Here is a 16,778-nt window from a genome sequence, read left to right as displayed (position 1 = left end):
CCAAAGGCCTCCGCAGCCAGCGTCTGGAAGGGACGAAAAGCGCGAGGCAGGGAATTTAGGGATGAAGAACAAGCTGACCGATCTGAACGATCACCTGTTCGCCCAGCTTGAGCGCCTCTCGGAAGAAGGGCTGTCCTCTGAGCAGATCGAGGCTGAAGTCACTCGCGCTGACGCTATCGTCTCAATCGCCGACCAGATCGTGCGGACGGCAGATTTGCAACTCAAGGCTGTCACCGTCCTCGCCAATCATGGCGACCGGTTCAAGCCCATGCTGCCAATGATCGGAACGAAGGATGCCTAAGGGGCTATCGATCAGCTACACCGACAAGGAACTCGCGTTCATTCAATCGGTGCGAACATGGCCTCGCTCCGAAGCTCACGCCGCATTTTGCCAGAGGTTCGGGCGCGATGACGTGTCGCTCAGCAACTTCAACGCGCTTTGCAAGCGTCATGGTTGGCTGACGGGGCGCACTGGTTGCTTCGTTAAAGGTCAGGCTCCTCACAATAAGGGCTTGCCATGCGCGGAAGGCAAAGGCGGGCGCCATCCAAATTCCCGCAAGACGCAGTTCAAAAAGGGTGGTCGGCCGCACAACACGAACTTTTTGGGACACGAGCGGATCGATCCGAAAGACGGATATGTCTACATCAGCGTTGACCAGCGCAACCCTCACACCGGCTACGAAAGGCGCTATGTGCTCAAGCACGTCTGGTTATGGGAGAAGCGACACGGCGCGATCCCGGATGGCCATTGCCTGAAGTGCCTGGATGGCGACAAAACGAATACCTCGCCGACGAATTGGGAGCTAATTCCCAGGGCGCTGCTTCCGCGCTTGGCTGGGGGAAATCGCTATAATCGCAAGCTGGCATTCGATGAAGCTTCTCCAGAGTTGAAGCCGACCTTGCTTGCTGTAGCTCGCCTTGAACATGCTGCAAGGGAGGCCCGCAATGACTGACCCCATGACCCGCCCGCTGACCGTGGAGGGGATGGCGGACAACGAGCCGCGTATCCTCGTGTTCGCAGACGACCCCGAGCAGAAGGCGCGCCTATACGTGTGCGCCAAGTGCGGATCGGTCCACTCACCTGAAATCTATCTCGCGACCGAAGAGCGCAAGCACGCTGCGGCTCGCGAGGCGGCTGCGGACTGCTACAACTGCAAGACGCACAACAACTGCCAGCATTGTGGCGCGGAGTGCCATAAGAGCTGGACCGTGTGCGACACCTGCCGATACCAGCGCAAGTTGGAAGCCGCGATCGAAGTGCCCGACGATGGCGGGCCCTACTGCGCCTTCGATGGCGATACCTATTATACTGAGATGGCGGAAGCGCAGGATGATGGCCTTGAATGGGTCAGTCCATGCATAATCAGCTATCCCCGCATTGATGCGGACAGCGTTCTCGAAAACCTGCTTGATGACATGCACGAGGATGCAAGCGTCGACGACATGGACGGTGTTGACGCTTTCTATGCTGCCGTGGAAGCATTCAACAAGGCTCAGCGCACGCAATCTTGGTTCGGCGATGTGAAGCGCAAAATCCGCGTTCCCTCCGCCCCAGCCATCGAGCAGGAGGGGTAGGGGATGGGCTGGCAACCGATAGAGACATTGCCCGACATGCTCGCGGTCTGGCTGCATCACCCCTATTATTCGCATGGGCAGGGGCGGCACGGGTATCGCGGCAAGGACGGCAATTGGCGAGGCGTCAACGCTGACGGGACTGAAGGGCCGCTTAGGTTCGAGCCCACCCACTGGATGCCTCTCCCCATCCCGCCAGAGGAGCAGCGGGGGTGACGGCGGCGGCGCGTCTCGAGGCTGAGCGCGTGCGCGTAGCTGAAGCGGCGCGCATCACTGGTCTCGCCATTCGGACCTTGCAAGAGAAGGCCGCTGCTGGCCTTATACCCGGCGCGCGGCTCATGTTCGGCCGCTGGACTTTCGATATCATCGCATTGCGTAAGCTGGGAGCGCAGCCATGCCCAAAGGTCTCTACACGCGGAACGGCATCTACTGGGCGCGTTTCAAGATCAAGGGCGTCGAATACCGCGAAAGCCTACGAACTCGCTCTGAAGCCAAGGCGGAGCGAAACCTGAAGGCGCTGAAAGAGAAGATCGCAGCGCAGGTCTATTTCGGCGAGGGCGGCCCGACAGCGTGGCCGGACGCCGTGATATCCTGGAGCCAGAAGGGGCCTCGAGCACTCGGCATCAAACTCACTACCTTCAATCGATATCTGGTCAGCTTTATCCAGCTCCGCCCCTGGCTCGACGACAAGGACGTTCACCAGATCGACGTCAAACTCCTCAAGAAGATCGTCGCTGATAGGCAGAAGCAGGGTGTCAGCAACGCGACAGTGCGGCGCGACCTGACAGCTATCTCGAGCGTGCTAGCCCATTGTGTCGATCTGGATTGGCTCGAGGAGAATCCGGCCAAGATGATTGACCGCTCGAGATTCAAGGAAGACCGGACGCCGATCATCCTCCCTCGAGAGGAAAGCATGGCGTTGGTGTTCGCCATCGCCGGGCGCTTCATGGATATGGCGGAATTTTCGCTCGAGACCGGCATGCGCGAGGAAGAGGTCGCCAGTCTCGAGCACGACCGGATAGATCGCAAGCGCATGTCGGCGACGCTCGAGGCCACAAAGAATGGCGAGCCTCGAGAGGTGCCATTGTCCGCTCGAGCGCTCGAGATTTTGGATCGCCAGCCTCGCCACTTCAAGCACTCGTGGTGCTTCTGGCGCGCCAACGGCGAGCGCTTCCAGAACATCGCCAGCCAGTTCTACGCGAAGACGGGCAGGGTGGCACGAAAAGCGGCACAGGAGGGCAAGGACTTCAGGCGCTTTCGCTTCCACGATCTGCGGCACCTTTTCGCCGTCCGCTACCTGCGCGAGCGACGCGGGAGCCTGTACGATCTGCAACACGTCCTGGGGCACTCGAGCGTGCAGACGACCGAGGGATACCTGAAGCACCTGAAGCCAGACGAGAAATTGGCCGCCATGCACGGGGTGGCACAAAATCCGGCACAAGTGCAGCGGTCTGAGTAAAGAAAATGCTAGCGAAAGACCTAGAAATCTGCGACAAAGTAAGGACTGAGCAAGTGAGCCAGAACAGGTTTACAAAACCGCTGCACTACCACTGTGCTAATCCGGCAATTGGCCTTGCCCCGGGCTCTTCTCCCGAGGGAGAAAATGCAGCCGAACAGGGCCATGAAGCGCTGGTTCCGATTATCGAAACCGAAGGGGCTCTAGGGGGCAGCCGGGTTGGGGTCAATGTGAAAGACAGCCCGGGCTGGTCGATGGGGCGCGTTCCGACGTGGCGCCGAAGGCGCCAACGGCTCAGAAAACCCCGAACGTCCAGCCCTCGGTGCGCGCGATCTCGTGCGTGAGGCCCGCCGGGGCCCATAGGGCCGGCTGCGCATGGACATGGCGCAGCCAGGCAGCGGTGAGCAGCGCGTCGGTCGCATGATCGGTATAGCGGCCGGGGAGGGGCAAATGGGGTGCGCTGGCGAAGCGGGCGAGGCGGATGTCCAGTTCGCCGGGGTCCAGGATCTTGGTCTGGCCCTTGCGCTTGCCTGCGGCCAGCGCGGCGAGGCTGGTATAAATCTCGACGATGAGGCTGCCCGCGCCCGGATCGGGATCGAACGGCCAGACCGGCAGGTGCTCCTGCGCGCGATGGAGCAGGCGCATGCCGGTGAGGCTCGATTTCCCCACCTGGGCGGCACCCACCAGATTGAGATTGCTGTACGGATTGAGGCCCTGAGCCTGCTGGGCAATCTCGGTGACGCGCAGCCTCCCGCGTCCCCCGCCGAACAGATCGCCTTCGCGCCCGCCATGGCGGCGGAAATGGCGGCAGGCATCGGGGTGATCGACGAAACTGGCTGCCGAAAGATGGAGATCATCCGCGCAGATGCGGTCGACCAGCGCCCAGAGCGCACGGGCATCGGCCGGACTGTCCGCCCATTGCGGGAAGAAGGCACCCCGATCCATGAACGGCAGCGATGGCCCCAGGTCCAGCCCGACCAGCGTGCCGGGCGGCATCTCCCCGATCATCCAGTCGAGCACTTCCTGCCGCGACCAGACATGGCCCGGGCGGACCAGCCCGGGGGCGTCCGTGCCGGCCGCGCACATCGCCACGGCGATGCCGCGCTGGCGTGGACCGACCGCGCCCGACCAGTCGATCGCGGCGAAATGGGTGAAGCGGCTCACCGGGCCTTCCGGTGTCGTGCCTTACCGGACCGCGGCGAGCACATCGGCGGTGAAACGGGCGACATCGAAAGGCGCGCCGGCCGGGTCCTCGCCCCGGCGAACGATCACGATGCGGCGGCTCGGCACGATCACGACATATTGCCCGCGATTTCCGAAGGCCGCATAGGTGTCGGCCGGGACGCCGGGCGAGTTGTTGAGCAGCCAGAAGGTCGCGCCATAACCGAACGCACCCTCGGGCTGCGGGCCGGCCGGCATCGTGACATAGGACACCCAGCCCTGCGGCAGCAGGCGCCGGCCGTTCCAGACGCCATCATCGAGATACAGGAGTCCGAAGCGCGCCAGATCGCGCGCGCTGGTCCACATCTGGCTGGAGGAGATGAAATTGCCTCGCCAGTCGGTCTCGGCGACGCTGTGGTGCATGCCGAGCGGCTCGAACAAGGCTGTCGCCGGGAAAGTCCGGTAGCGTTCCTCGCCCAGCGTGGCGCGCAAGGCGCGCATGGCGAGCATGATGTCGTTGTTCGCATAACGGAAGCGCGTACCCGGGGCCGCTTCGAGCGGCAGGCCGACCGTCTCTTCGGTGACGGCCGTTCCGCCGAAATAGACGGCGTCGGTCCTGTTGCCGGCGGTGCTGCTGTAGAGGCCCGATGCCATGCGCAGGAGCTGGTCGAGCGTGATTCGGCGGCGTGGGTCCGGCGCCAGCCCATCCTGCCACTCGGGAATATCCGCCGGCTTGGCCACGTCCACCAGGCCCTGCGCCGCGGCGATGCCTACCAGCGTCCCGGTGATGCTCTTGGCGACCGACCATGTGCGCTGCGCCGTTAATGGCCCGAAGCCTTCGGCATAGCGCTCCGCGATCATCTGATTGCCCTTGAGGACGATGACGCCGGTGGTGACGATGCCTGCCCCGTACATGTCGCTCTCGAACGCGGCTGCCACCGGCGCGAGCTGCGGCATGGCGACCCGGGGCAATGCGTCCCCCAGCGGCCATGGGCGCGGATCAGCGGGGGCGGGCCCCGGAGGCACCGCATGACGCTCTGCATCGGGCGAAGCCGGCGCGCCGATCGGCATGTTGGTGCAGCCGGTGCCGGCGTGCCAGACGGCGCGGCGGGCGGGCAGGGTATCGTCGAAAGCGACGCTCACCGTGGCGCTGGCCCGATCGACCTCGGCCGTGAGCGTAGGGACGATGGCGGCATATTGCGGATAGATGCCATGCAGTTCGACGGTCTCGACCTGTGCCTCGCTGCGCCCGCCATTGAAGATGGCGCTGCAGAGCATGGCCGCCTTGTAGCCGGCCGCGATGGCGCGGTCATGGAGCGTTGGAGCTGGCTGCGGCTGTGCGAGCGCAGGCGAGGCCAGAGCCGCGGCAAGAAGCGGAAGGCGCAGAGCGGATCGTGTCATGCGTCGGCATGTAGCCGGAATGGGGGCAGTCGGAAAGGCGATGGTCATGGGCTGAAGGGCGGGGCCCTGCTGGCCCTGATCCAGTCGCGTTGATAGAAAGGCGGTATGCCGAGCAAGGCCAACTACACGATATGGGCCCATCAGGTCCTCCAGGCAGAAGAGGCCCCCGTGTTTCCCGACGGATGCCGAGACGTTCTCATCGTGCACAGGCCGGACGAGAGCATCCGCGTTGCCCTGACGGATTTCGATGTCGGGCCGCGCCGGGTGCGCTTGTCTGGCGGCATCGGGATAACCGGTTATCGGCTACGGCCGGGGGTGGTGCCGGGGCGGGAGGCGATGGACGCAATCGCTGCCGATCCGCGCCAAGCGACGCAGATCCTCGCCCATGACTTCGCCGGCGCCGACGAAATGGCCGAAGCGGTGCAGGCCCTCGCCCAGCCGGGATCGACCCTGCAGGCCGTGTCGCGCGGACTTGGCGTGAGCATCCGCTCGATGCAGCGGCATTTCCGGCGAGCGGGCCTGCCGCAGCCGGATTACTGGCGCCTCCTTGGCCGGGCGCGGAGCGCCGTGGACATGATGTCGAGCGAGGCTTCGCTGGCCGCCATCGCCCATGAATGCGCGTTCGCCGATCAGGCGCACATGACGCGAGAATTCGTACGGTGGTTCGGATCGACGCCCGCGCGGCTGCGCAGCGAAGGCGATCATCTGCATCTTCTCCGTCAGCCGGGGCTCGGCAACTGGACGGGCGAGCAGATCTCCACGAGATAGCCGTCGGGATCGCTCACATAGGATGTGGTCTGGCCCCATGGCTCGACCCTTGCCGCTTGCCGGAGCGCGGCGCCGGCTGCGAGCGCGCGTTCGAGGGCGGCAGGGACATCCTGCGTTTCGAAAGCGATCTCGAACACCGGCGCCGAAGGATCGGCTTTGCCGGGTGCCTTGCCCAGCGACTGCATCAGCGAAACCGACGAGAAGGCGAGCTTTGTGTCACCCGTGGACATTTCGCCATAGTCGCCGCTCTCGTGCAGGAACAGCCGCTCGAGACCGAAAGCCCGCTCGTAGAAATCGATCGAGGCCGCGACATTCTCGACGTAGAGGATCGTGTATCTGAAAAGCATGTGAGCTCCTGTTCTTGTCGGCACAGCATAGCCCGGCGCGCCGCCGGTGCCTTGAAGGATCGCGACAGGAGAAGGCAGCGGCTCAATTGACGTTGCGTGCGGCGCTTCCCCAGAATTCCTCGCGCATGGCCTTCTTGTCCATCTTGCCGGCGGGCGTGCGCGCGAGGCTCTCGCGGAACAGCACCGTCTTGGGCGCCTTCACGCTGCCGAGCCGGGCCTTGCAATGCGCCCGGACCGCATCCTCGGCCAGAGCGGTACCCGGCAGCAGGACGACGAGCGCCGTGACGGCTTCGCCCCATTTCTCGTCCGGCACGCCGATGACGGCGGCTTCCGCGACCGGCTCCAGTTCCATGATCGCTGCCTCGACCTCGGCCGGATAGACGTTGAAGCCGCCGGTCACGACCATGTCCTTCTTCCGGTCGACGATATAATAGAAGCCGTGCTCGTCGCGGCGGCCGACATCGCCGGTGTGATGCCAGCCATGCGCGGCCGCTTCGGCAGTCGCCTCGGGCATCTCGAAATAGCCGCCGCCGACAATGCCGCCGCGCGCCACGATCTCGCCCACCGCGCCGGGCGGGAGGATGTTGCCGTCATCGTCCATCAGTTCCACGCGGACGGAATATGAGGCGCGCCCGCAGCTCGCCAGGCGCTCGGGATGCTCGCCTCGCGCGGCGGCGGCCACGATCTCGGGCGGGAGCCAGGTGGCGATCATGTGGCACTCGGTCTGGCCGTAGCTCTGGCACATGCAGGGGCCGAAAATCTCCACCGCCTGCCGCAGCTTGTCCGGTGAGACAGGCGAGCCGGCGAGCAGGAAATAGCGCAGGCTCGAATAATCATGATCCCGCACGCGGGGATGAGCCATCATCGTATAGAGCGCGGTCGGCGGCAGGAACATGTGCGTGACGCGATCGCGCTCGATTGCCTGCATGACTGCTGCGGCATCGAAGGTCGGCAGGACGGAGATCGTCGCGCCCATGGCGACGGCGGCCATGGCCACCGGGCCGGCGGCATGGGTGAGCGGCGCCGTGGCGAGGCAGACGGGATCGTCAGCCGGCATCAGATTGCCGATGGTCTCCATCAGCGTGCCCCAGCTGCGGTTCATGACGCGGACGCCCTTGGCGGGGCCCGTGGTGCCCCCGGTGGCGATGATGGCGGTGAGTTCATCGCCATTGCCCGTCGGATCGCCGAGATCGGGCGCATCGATGCCGTCGTCCGGCGCCAGGAAATCGGCGAGGGACGGCACGTCGCCGTCCGGCCGGTCGAGGCAGATCAGCTTGCGGATGGTCGGCACCTGCGCCCGCGCCCGGCGGGCATCCTCCGCGAGGCTCGAATGGTAGAAGAGCCAGCCGGCCCGGACATAGGCCAGATAAGCGATGTTCGCATCGAGCGCATTGCGCGTGTTGACCGGGATCCAGACCGCGCCGGCGCGCCACAGGCCGAGCTGGGTCGTCAGGATCGATCCATGATTGGGCGACATGATCGCGACCGGCTCCTGATGACCAAGGCCGGCCTCATGCATGGCGCGGGCGAGGCGGTGAGTGAGGCGGTGCATCTCGCCGTAAGTGATGCGGCTGTCGCCGTCGATCAGGATCGTTCTTTCCGGATCGAGCCGGACCATCTTGTCGAAATAATCGATGCTGCGCACATGCCTCTCCGCCGGTTCCGGCTCTTCTCGCCGATCCCGACCCGGGGCGGCAAGGCAGCTTTTCGGCGCAGGCTGCGCAGTGAAATGTTGGGCAATCGCCCGGCCGGGATGCCGGGCCTTGGTGGTGCGGGCGGCGGCAGGACATTTTTCAGCCGCGCCTCGGGAAGCCCGAATCAACCCATGAATCCGGCCTCGTCGGCACCCTCTGGCCGGGAGAAACCGGACACATTAGGACATATAGGCATAGACCCGGCTGGCGAGGTGGATGACCTTGTCGACGCAGGCCTCGAGCCCCGATCTTGACGATGCATGTCTGGCGCTCCCGTGATCCTCGAGGGGAGCAGGGGTTTCATGCAGCCGAAGAGAACGGCCCATGACGGAGGGATCCATATCCTCATGAGGATGGCTTGCTGCGGGCAGGGACGGTGATCTCGAGGAGCGGCGAGGCTTTTCCTGATCCAGCCAGACCCGGGAACAGAGATCCCGTTCCTCCGGGCCGACGGCGCCGGCATAGATCGCCGTGGTCTTCATGTCCGCATGGCCGAGCCAGCGCTGAACGATGTGCAGAGGAACGCCCGACTGGACAGCCCGGACGCCGAAGGCATGCCTCAGGCCTTTCGGCGTGGCCCAGGGACCCTCGACCCCGGCCCGGTCCATGACGGTCTTCACTCGCCGATAGGCCGTCATGCGGGACCATGGCCACAAGCGGCTTTGCGGCTCGATCGCCTTGGTCTCGAACCATTTCGAAAGTTTCTGCAGGAATGCCGAAGGCAGGGGGACAGCCCGGAAGACTCCGGTGCGACGCTTTTTCAGACTTTCGATGATGACGAGCCCTGCTTCGAAATCAATGCTTCTCCTCGTGATCATCAACGCTTCCGACACACGACAACCTGTCGTGGCAATGAACCAGCAGAAGAAATATACGGAAACATCTTCATCTTTTGCTGCGGATATAAATTTGCTCGTCTCTGCACGTGTGAGATATTTCCTCTTTCCTTCCACGTCATAGTTGGAAAGATCTATCGGCATTTTGTCCTCACGTCCCCATTCAGTTCAAAGATAAATTCTTCCTCATTAATTAACTACCGATAAATATTAGTTAATTTAATATAAAATATACCAGTAAGCTTATAACTGAGTTAAATAATATTAACTGCATACGAGATGTTTGCCATAGCAATGGATTAGATTCTACCGATGGATTCGAAAAATGATCCTATATTAATAAAATATTAGTCATATCTTATGCGGGAACTGCAAATTGTTTGGTTCCGGGATCGTAATCGCGATCATGTCGATTAATTTTCGATGAACTTTCAGGAAGCCGTAGCGTCAGCGGGGTTGCTTTCAGGCTCGAATGATCGAACGAAACGCTCTTCCTGGCGTGCCGGGTTAACCAACAATTGACTTGAGGCGTTCGGGGGGCGAGGGGAGTCATATAAGAAATGCCTAGGCAATAAGTCCCTAGGCAATATCGGCGCGACTTGAAGACAAGAGCGCCGCAAGAACAGCAGGGGTGCCTTGAAGGCTCCAACTCAAAAAACGGGTAACGCTATGAAAAATAATGTAAAAAATAGTGACAAAATAGACAATTGTGTAACAGCCCCCCGGCGGCGCTTTTCCGCGCAAAGGTCGGTGAACGACCGTTCCCCGCGGGCCCAGAAGCAGAGGCGGTCCACGCACCCGCCCCTCTCCGCATTCGGGCGGGACGGACATCGCAAGTACCTCACGCGGGCGGAGACGCATCGCTTCCTGGCCTCTGCGCAGCGAAGGCCGTTACCCGTTCATTTGTTCTGCTGGTTCATCGCCGCGACCGGCTGCCGGATTTCGGAGGCGCTCAGCATCACGCCCAAGAGCCTGGACTTCGAAGCCAAGCTCGCGATCGTGGAGAGCCTCAAGAAGCGTCGCACGGGCATCTATCGCGCGATCCCGCTCCCGGCCAATTTGTTGGAGGCACTATCTCAATGGATTGAAAAAACTGAGTTTTCTCCGGATGATCGCTTGTGGCCATGGTCGCGAATGACTGCGTACCGCCGGATCAAGGAAGTGATGGAAGCGGCGAATATCATCGGGCTCTGGGCCACGCCGAAGGGGCTGCGCCACGGTTTCGGCGTGCGCGCGGTCCAGTCGAGCGTCCCGCTTCATCTGGTGCAGCGCTGGCTCGGCCATGCCGACATGAAGACGACCGCGATCTATGCGGCGGCGATGGGACCGGAAGAGCGGGAGATCGCGTCCCGAATCTGGCTGCACGAGGAGCAGGGTTCAGACATGCCGCCCGAGGAAGAAACGGAGGACGAATCGATGGAATGGAACGCGCCCGATGCCGCACTGCAGCAAGACGCCGAAAACGGGACGCCCGGATTTCCCTTCAGAAAAATCTCGGCTTTGCGGTGGGTTAAAAGACTAATGACACAGTTAACCACGATACCGGCTTGCTAGTTGTTACACAATTGTCTATTCCGTCTCAGCCCGAACGAGGGGTTCGTCCGGCAACGGAGGTGACCAATGACCGCAGTGCTCAATGCCGACCTGGTCGGCGCAGATTCCAGCACAAGGCAGCTCGCCACTCTGTCCCACGAGAATGGCGCGGTTGAGGTAACCATACGCATCGACAATTTCTCCCACATTGAGTCGGCGTTTGGGTGTGCAGGGATCAGGGCCGCTGCGGCCATGATCGACATGATCGTCGGCCAGTCGGGGCAGGGCATGCGCTTCCCACGTGCGCATCGCCCTGACCTGATTGCGATCTCGTTCGGGCAAAAATCCGTACATGAAGCCGCGAGGCGCCTGGAAGCGCTCATCGCTGATCTCTCTTCCAGTCCTGTCGAGGTTGGCGGGCGCTGCTTCCATCTCGCGGTTTCATGTCCGGTGTTTCCGGAGGCCAACAGCCTGGCCTCCTCGCCCGTTCTGCCAGCGGGAGAGCCCGCATGCGACGACGAGGCCTGGGCGGAAGCCTACCGCCGCGACATGGCTGTCGCCGTGGAGGTGCTGGCCGCGATGGCGGACGGCCGGGTGGACCTGAGCTGGCAGCCGGTCCTCTCGATGCAGTCGCAGGGCGAAGTGCTTTATCACGAAGCGCTGGCGCGGCTCACCGCCGCGACAGGCGAAGCCCGGTCACCGGGCGATTTCTTTCCCGCCCTCGAGCGGCTGGGCCTCGTCCGGGCGTTCGATCGGCATGTCATGGGCCTTGCCCTTGACGAGATGGAGAATTTCCCCGGCGCCAGGCTCGGCATCAATATCTCGGCGCAGAGCGCCCGGATCGACGGCTGGTGGTCCTCGATGTTCGACCGGCTGCGCGCTGCGCCCGATGTCGCCGGCCGGCTGGTGGTCGAGATCACCGAGACGGCGGCTCTTGCGGGTGAAGCGCACGCATTCGTTGCCCGCCTGCGCCGCCTGGGTTGCCGGGTCGCGCTCGATGATTTCGGCGTCGGCCATTCGTCCATCCGCAATGCGATGGCGCTCAGCCCGGACATCATCAAGATCGATGCCTTCTTCCTCCGGCGGGTCACCCTCAGCGCCCACGGGGAAGCGATGCTGGAACATATCCTCGGCCTCGCCGCGCATATGGCGCCCATCGTCATCGTCGAAGGCGTGGAGACGGAGGAGCAGAGCGAAATCGCCGAGCGCCTGCAGTCCCGCTATGCGACGCCGCTGAACGCATGCTGGCAGCAAGGCTATCATGTGGGGCTTCCATCCCTGTGGCGCCGCTGGCGGTACGAGGATGAGCCCGTCGTGGTGCCGCTGCACCAGCTTGGTCGGGGAACCGGCCGGTTCCGGCCGTGGTCGCCGAACTACCAGCCCGGAGGGCGCGCATGATGCCGCGGTTCTTCGCCCGGGCACGCGCGGCGGCCTTGCCGCGCGACATGGGGGCGGCCCCCTATCTGTCCACGACGCTGGACCTGAGCGCGGTCATGCCCGCGCCCAGGATCGTTGCCCGGGATCCGGCCGTGTTGATGGGCCTGATGATCGGGATCCCTGCGAGCCTGTCCCTTTGGGTCGCCCTGGGACTGCTCTGCGCGGCTCTGCTGGAGTGAGCGCGGAGAGGTGAGAGCGTGTCCCGCGCCCACCTCTCCATCGAAGACAGCATCTAGCCGGCGTGCACAGACCGGCCCCGTCGCGAGCAACACAAATCGTAAGGAGCATGAGGCGTGCAACCTGATGTAAGGCCCGACTCTGGCGAAAGCGAAATGGCGGCATCGCGCGGGCAAAATGCCCTGCAATGGTATGTCGCCGAGACGCTGCCGCGACAGGAACATGTCGCGATCCAGAATCTGAAGCGCCAGCAGTTCAAGAGCTTCTGCCCCCGTTTCCGAAAAGTGAAGCGGCATGGCCGACGGGTCGAGACCGTCCTGGCTCCCCTGTTTCCGGGCTATGTTTTCGTCAGCTTCGATCGGGACCGGCATCCGTGGCGATCGATCTACGGCACGCGTGGGGTCAAGCGGCTGGCCGGCATCGACAGCGCTCGCCCCTGGCCGGTGCCTGAAGCCGCCATGCAGCAGATCCTCTCCAGATGCGAGGACGGGGTCGTCACGAAGATGGCCGACAGCTTCGAGCCGGGCCAGCAGGTCCGCCTCATCAATGGCCCCTTTGCCCAGAAGATCGCCTCAGTCGAGTCGCTGGATGACAAAGGTCGCGTCCTGATACTTCTAGAAATTATGGGTCATAAACGAGTTCTCAAAGTGAATGAGGGCTCAATCATGTCCTGTTCTGCAAAGTAAAAATACAAATCAGGAGAGAATGTCGGGGGACTTCCGGGGTTTATAGTTTCATTCGAAATTATATTGAAGTGGGGTATATATGCAATTCAAGCCAATAGTTCCGATGCCGACAACGGCCAGGCCATTGGACTACGATCGCTGGACGGGCATGGCCGGGCGGGTGCTTTGCTCGAACAGGTTCGTGCTGGGCGTGGCGATCCTCGCGGGGGTCGCGCTGCCGGCGTTTCTGCGGGCGCAGCTGGCACCGATGGGGGCGGTCGGGCCGACGGCATCCGGCTATGCGGACGTATCGGTGATTGCCGCTTCGACGGCTATTGTCGCATCTCATCTCTCGGTTCGACAGCTCGGTGTGCTGCCCCTCGTGGCGGCACGGCATCTGCTGGTGCCGGTGTTCCTTGCGACGTTCGGCCTGATCTTCCTTGCGCTGATGGCCGCGCGGATCCCGATGGACACCTATTTCTTCTGGATGTCCTGCGCCATCAGCCTCACCTGGTATGGCGGCGTGCTTGCGCTGCGGCACCGGCTGGTGCGTCCCACGATCGCGCTGCTCGGATCGGCGGTTCACCCTTTCGACAGTCACAGAGCGAATTTCGAATGGCAGCCGGTCGAACAGCCGGTCATTTCCCGCCCCGTGACGGCCATGGTGGTGGATCCGCATGAGGCGCGGGACGTCGAGAGCGCGCAGCTGATCGCCCAGCTCGTCCTAGCGGGCATCCCCGTCTATCACCGCAGCCATTTCGAGGAGTGCCTGACCGGACGTGTCCGCTTCACCAGCCACGCCGACAATAATTTCGGCGCGTTGCTGCCTTCGCTCACATATCTGCGCGTCAAGCGACTGCTGGATTTCGTCGTCGCCGTCGCCGCGCTTCCCCTCGTCATCCCGGTCATTCTCATCGCGGGATTGATCGTCAAGCTGGACAGCCCGGGGCCGATGCTCTTCTGCCAGCCTCGTGTCGGCTATCGCGGCCGGCAATTCATCTGCTTCAAGTTGCGCACGATGCGCTGCGGGCAGGATGGGCCGGCCTTCACGCTGCAGGAAGACCCGCGACTGACCCGGACCGGCCAGCTGCTGCGCAAATGGCGCATCGACGAGCTGCCGCAGATCATCAATGTGCTCAAGGGCGAGATGAGCTGGATCGGGCCCCGGCCGGAAGCCGTGTCCCTTGCCGAGCGCTACGGCCAGCATCTTCCTTATTATGACTATCGGCATGCCGTGCGGCCGGGAATCTCGGGCTGGGCGGCTGTCCATCAGGGCAATGTCGGCGACGTCGAGGCCGCGCGCGAGAAGCTGGAATATGACTTCTACTACATCAAGTATTTCTCCTTCTGGCTCGACTTTCTGATTTCCATCAAGACCATCGGGACGATCTTCAGTGGTTTCGGCTCGAGATAGGATCGTGCCTCAGCGCCCGGCGGGGGCGAGCGACCTTCCCGAAGGTCTTCGCTCCTCCCTTCGGGCGGACGGCGGCCGGGCAGGGACGCCCGGCAGACAGCAAGTGACGTTCATCATCCTTTCGCTCTGGCTGACTCTCATCTTCCTGTTCGGCGGCGGAGCCAGAGCCGACATCGCCAGCCTGTCCTTCCTGAGGCCGATCTCGGTGCTGGTGCTCGCTTATGCAATCGCGGGGCTGAGCCCGGCCGTGCTGCGGGAGCACCGGTTCCCGCTCGGCATGGGGCTTGCGGTGCTTCTCCTGCCATTGCTCCAGTTGGTCCCGCTGCCGCCGCAATTGTGGCAATTGCTGACCGGCCGGGAACTGCTCGTCGAGATCGGCAGGGAGGCGGGCCTTGGGAATCGCTGGCTGCCGCTGACCATGGCACCGGCGGCGACCTGGAATGCGCTGTGGGCGCTGGTTGCGCCGCTCGGGGTCCTCGTGCTCGGCATCCAGATCGATGACAAGCAGCGGGCCGCGTTGTTGCCGCTTCTCCTGATGCTGGGCCTGGCAAGTGCCGTGATCGGCATGCTGCAGATGCTGGGAGACCCGCGCAGCGCGCTCTATTTCTATGACATCACCAACAACGGCGCGCCGGTGGGGCTGTTCGCCAATCGCAATCATCAGGCCGTGTTCCTGGCCAGCCTCATTCCCGCCCTGTTCGTCTGGACGGCGGGGCAGGCACCTCGCGCGCCGGTCGGGGGAGCCCGCATGCCCCGGCCTGTCGTCATGGCGGCGCTCGCGGCCGGTGCGACGCTCCTCCTCCTGCTGATCCTCGTTTCCGGTTCGAGGTCGGGCATGTTCACGGCGCTGATCGCGCTGCTGGCCGTTCCCTTCCTCGTGCGCGACCGCTCCCGGGAGCCGGTATCGCGGCCCCGGCAAGGGTGGGCGAATGGCCCTGCTCTGAGGTCGTGGCTCATGCCGGTCTGCCTTGCCGGGCTCGTCGGCATCGCAATCCTGCTCGACAGGGCGCTCGCCTTCGACCGGCTGATGCGCTGGGAAAGCGCCGACGAGATGCGCGTGCGCATCCTGCCGGTCATGATGGACATGCTGGGGCTCTATCTGCCGTGGGGAACGGGGCTCGGGAGCTTCGAGGCCGTCTATCAGGTCCACGAACCCTATCGGCTGCTCACCTCGTCCTACATGAACCACGCCCACAACGACTGGCTCGAACTGGTCCTGACGGGCGGTGTGCCGGCCATGCTGCTCCTGGCCATTGCCGCCACAGCGCTGGTCCTGCGCCTGAAGAACAGCGTGTCCAGCAAAGCCATGGGCCGGCGATCTTCTTTGGAAGGGCTGGCGCTCGTCATCATCCTCATTCTCTTCGTCGCGTCGATCACGGACTATCCGTTGAGAACGCCGTCGATGAGCTGCCTGTTGAGCGTGGCATTTGTCTGGCTCTTCTCTGGCACGAATTCCCTCCCCGGAAGAGCTTCACGGCCATGGCCGGGCGGGGAGGCACGCATTCAAAGGTGGGATCATTAAATCATGTGGGAGATGCCCGGAATGACATTGGCAATCGACAGATATGGCGGCACTGCCGGCCGGGTCGGACTTGCAGCACTCTGCGCGGCGGCGCTTGCCGCCTGCTCCAGCGGGCCGCGGCACCTGGGCGGCGATCCGCAACTCGCCGTACTCCCCGGCACCGAACTGCCCAGGCCGGACCGGGAGGACGTCAGCTCGAACCAGGTACCTTATTATGTGGGAGCGTTCGACAGCCTCACCATCGATGTCTTCGGCATCCAGGAACTCTCCAACAGAGCGGTGCAGGTGGATGCGAGCGGACGGATATCCTTCCCGCTGGCGGGGATCGTGGACGTCAGCGGACTGACTCCCGCGGAAGTGGAAGGCGAACTGGCCACCCGGCTGAGGCGCGCTCATGTCCGCGAACCCCAGGTGACCGTCAATCTCAAGGAAACCCTGAGCCAGGTCATCACCGTGGAAGGGGAAGTCAACAAGCCGGGGCTCTATCCGGTGGTCGGCCGTCTCACCCTCATGGGCGCGATCGCGAAGGCGGAAGGGACCGGGGAGTTCTCCCGGCTGGACGATGTGGTCGTTTTCCGGACGGTCCGTGGCCAGCGTTATGCGGCGCTCTACAATCTCGATGCGATCCGGCACGGCGCCTATCCGGACCCCCAGGTCTATGCGAGCGACATCGTCATGGTGGGGGAATCCAGGGCTCGCAGACTTTTCAAGGACCTGTTGGCGATCTCGCCGGCTTTGATCACCCCCACGGTGATCGCCATCGATCGTTTGACCCGATAAGCGCAGGATAGCAGA

Annotated in this window: 18 protein-coding genes; 13 read left to right on the top strand and 5 right to left on the bottom strand. The window is 63.3% G+C overall.

All coding sequences use genetic code 11. From position 1 onward, the window contains the following. Nucleotides 1-61 precede the first annotated feature (61 nt). From SLG_RS10720 to SLG_RS10705, 5 genes are all read left to right on the top strand, one after another. Nucleotides 62-301 (top strand): hypothetical protein, encoded by a 240-nt coding sequence (locus tag SLG_RS10720; RefSeq protein WP_014076485.1) that lies wholly within the window; start codon nucleotides 62-64, stop codon nucleotides 299-301. Next, a complete protein-coding gene (locus tag SLG_RS20920) occupies nucleotides 294-953 on the top strand; it encodes an HNH endonuclease (RefSeq protein ID WP_014076484.1) in 660 nt (219 codons plus the stop codon). The genes SLG_RS10720 and SLG_RS20920 overlap by 8 nt, the downstream gene beginning before the upstream one ends. After that, a complete protein-coding gene (locus SLG_RS10715; RefSeq protein WP_231848660.1) occupies nucleotides 946-1,575 on the top strand; it encodes a hypothetical protein in 630 nt (209 codons plus the stop codon). Before SLG_RS20920 ends, SLG_RS10715 begins: the two co-directional genes overlap by 8 nt. Nucleotides 1,576-1,578: 3 nt before the next feature. Then, nucleotides 1,579-1,788, top strand: coding sequence for a DUF551 domain-containing protein (locus tag SLG_RS10710; RefSeq protein WP_014076482.1), 210 nt, complete (start codon nucleotides 1,579-1,581; stop codon nucleotides 1,786-1,788). A 178-nt stretch (nucleotides 1,789-1,966) separates the two neighbouring features. Continuing rightward, nucleotides 1,967-3,031: a tyrosine-type recombinase/integrase gene (locus SLG_RS10705; protein WP_014076481.1), complete on the top strand. Its 1,065-nt coding sequence runs from the start codon at nucleotides 1,967-1,969 to the stop codon at nucleotides 3,029-3,031. 291 nt (nucleotides 3,032-3,322) lie between these two features. Here the strand turns inward: SLG_RS10705 and SLG_RS10700 are convergent, their stop codons facing one another. Together SLG_RS10700 and SLG_RS10695 are read right to left on the bottom strand one after the other, a co-directional pair. Next, nucleotides 3,323-4,192 carry a hypothetical protein gene (locus tag SLG_RS10700; protein ID WP_014076480.1) on the bottom strand — a complete coding sequence of 290 codons (870 nt, stop codon included), beginning with the start codon at nucleotides 4,190-4,192 and terminating at the stop codon, nucleotides 3,323-3,325. Nucleotides 4,193-4,213: 21 nt separating this feature from the next. Next, nucleotides 4,214-5,590, bottom strand: a complete 1,377-nt coding sequence (locus tag SLG_RS10695) for a serine hydrolase domain-containing protein (RefSeq protein ID WP_014076479.1) — start codon at nucleotides 5,588-5,590, stop codon at nucleotides 4,214-4,216. 105 nt (nucleotides 5,591-5,695) lie between these two features. Between SLG_RS10695 and SLG_RS10690 the strand changes: the two genes are divergently transcribed. Beyond that, a complete protein-coding gene (locus tag SLG_RS10690; RefSeq protein ID WP_014076478.1) occupies nucleotides 5,696-6,358 on the top strand; it encodes a helix-turn-helix domain-containing protein in 663 nt (220 codons plus the stop codon). Here SLG_RS10690 and SLG_RS10685 read toward each other — a convergent pair. The 3 genes from SLG_RS10685 to SLG_RS20675 form a co-directional block, all read right to left on the bottom strand. Further along, the gene (locus tag SLG_RS10685; RefSeq protein ID WP_014076477.1) at nucleotides 6,310-6,705 is read right to left on the bottom strand and encodes a VOC family protein; all 396 of its coding nucleotides are present in this window, start codon (nucleotides 6,703-6,705) and stop codon (nucleotides 6,310-6,312) included. The genes SLG_RS10690 and SLG_RS10685 overlap by 49 nt on opposite strands. 82 nt (nucleotides 6,706-6,787) lie before the next feature. Continuing rightward, a complete protein-coding gene (locus tag SLG_RS10680) occupies nucleotides 6,788-8,350 on the bottom strand; it encodes a class I adenylate-forming enzyme family protein (protein ID WP_014076476.1) in 1,563 nt (520 codons plus the stop codon). A 228-nt stretch (nucleotides 8,351-8,578) separates the two neighbouring features. Continuing rightward, nucleotides 8,579-9,379, bottom strand: coding sequence for a tyrosine-type recombinase/integrase (locus SLG_RS20675; protein WP_014076475.1), 801 nt, complete (start codon nucleotides 9,377-9,379; stop codon nucleotides 8,579-8,581). Between the two features lie 525 nt (nucleotides 9,380-9,904). On the opposite strand from SLG_RS20675, the gene SLG_RS10670 reads away from it, so the two are divergent. From SLG_RS10670 to SLG_RS10640, 7 genes are all read left to right on the top strand, one after another. After that, entirely contained in the window at nucleotides 9,905-10,789 is an 885-nt protein-coding gene (locus tag SLG_RS10670; protein WP_083853368.1) for a tyrosine-type recombinase/integrase, read from the top strand. 66 nt (nucleotides 10,790-10,855) lie between these two features. Beyond that, nucleotides 10,856-12,166, top strand: a complete 1,311-nt coding sequence (locus SLG_RS20385) for an EAL domain-containing protein (protein WP_014076473.1) — start codon at nucleotides 10,856-10,858, stop codon at nucleotides 12,164-12,166. Beyond that, nucleotides 12,163-12,384, top strand: coding sequence for a hypothetical protein (locus SLG_RS10660; RefSeq protein ID WP_014076472.1), 222 nt, complete (start codon nucleotides 12,163-12,165; stop codon nucleotides 12,382-12,384). Before SLG_RS20385 ends, SLG_RS10660 begins: the two co-directional genes overlap by 4 nt. Before the next feature lie 153 nt (nucleotides 12,385-12,537). After that, a complete protein-coding gene (gene nusG, locus SLG_RS10655) occupies nucleotides 12,538-13,068 on the top strand; it encodes a transcription termination/antitermination protein NusG (protein ID WP_014076471.1) in 531 nt (176 codons plus the stop codon). 124 nt (nucleotides 13,069-13,192) lie between these two features. Beyond that, nucleotides 13,193-14,461 carry a sugar transferase gene (locus tag SLG_RS10650; protein ID WP_014076470.1) on the top strand — a complete coding sequence of 423 codons (1,269 nt, stop codon included), beginning with the start codon at nucleotides 13,193-13,195 and terminating at the stop codon, nucleotides 14,459-14,461. A gap of 103 nt (nucleotides 14,462-14,564) precedes the next feature. Beyond that, the gene (locus SLG_RS10645; protein ID WP_014076469.1) at nucleotides 14,565-15,983 is read left to right on the top strand and encodes an O-antigen ligase family protein; all 1,419 of its coding nucleotides are present in this window, start codon (nucleotides 14,565-14,567) and stop codon (nucleotides 15,981-15,983) included. A gap of 21 nt (nucleotides 15,984-16,004) precedes the next feature. Beyond that, nucleotides 16,005-16,763, top strand: a complete 759-nt coding sequence (locus SLG_RS10640; RefSeq protein WP_231848659.1) for a polysaccharide biosynthesis/export family protein — start codon at nucleotides 16,005-16,007, stop codon at nucleotides 16,761-16,763. Nucleotides 16,764-16,778 lie beyond the last annotated feature (15 nt).

The sequence above is a fragment of the Sphingobium sp. SYK-6 genome (genome assembly GCF_000283515.1).
In the GTDB taxonomy this organism is placed as follows: Bacteria; Pseudomonadota; Alphaproteobacteria; order Sphingomonadales; family Sphingomonadaceae; genus Sphingobium; species Sphingobium lignivorans.
Note: the sequence above shows the minus strand (reverse complement) of the source record. Positions and strands in the feature narration are given on the sequence as shown.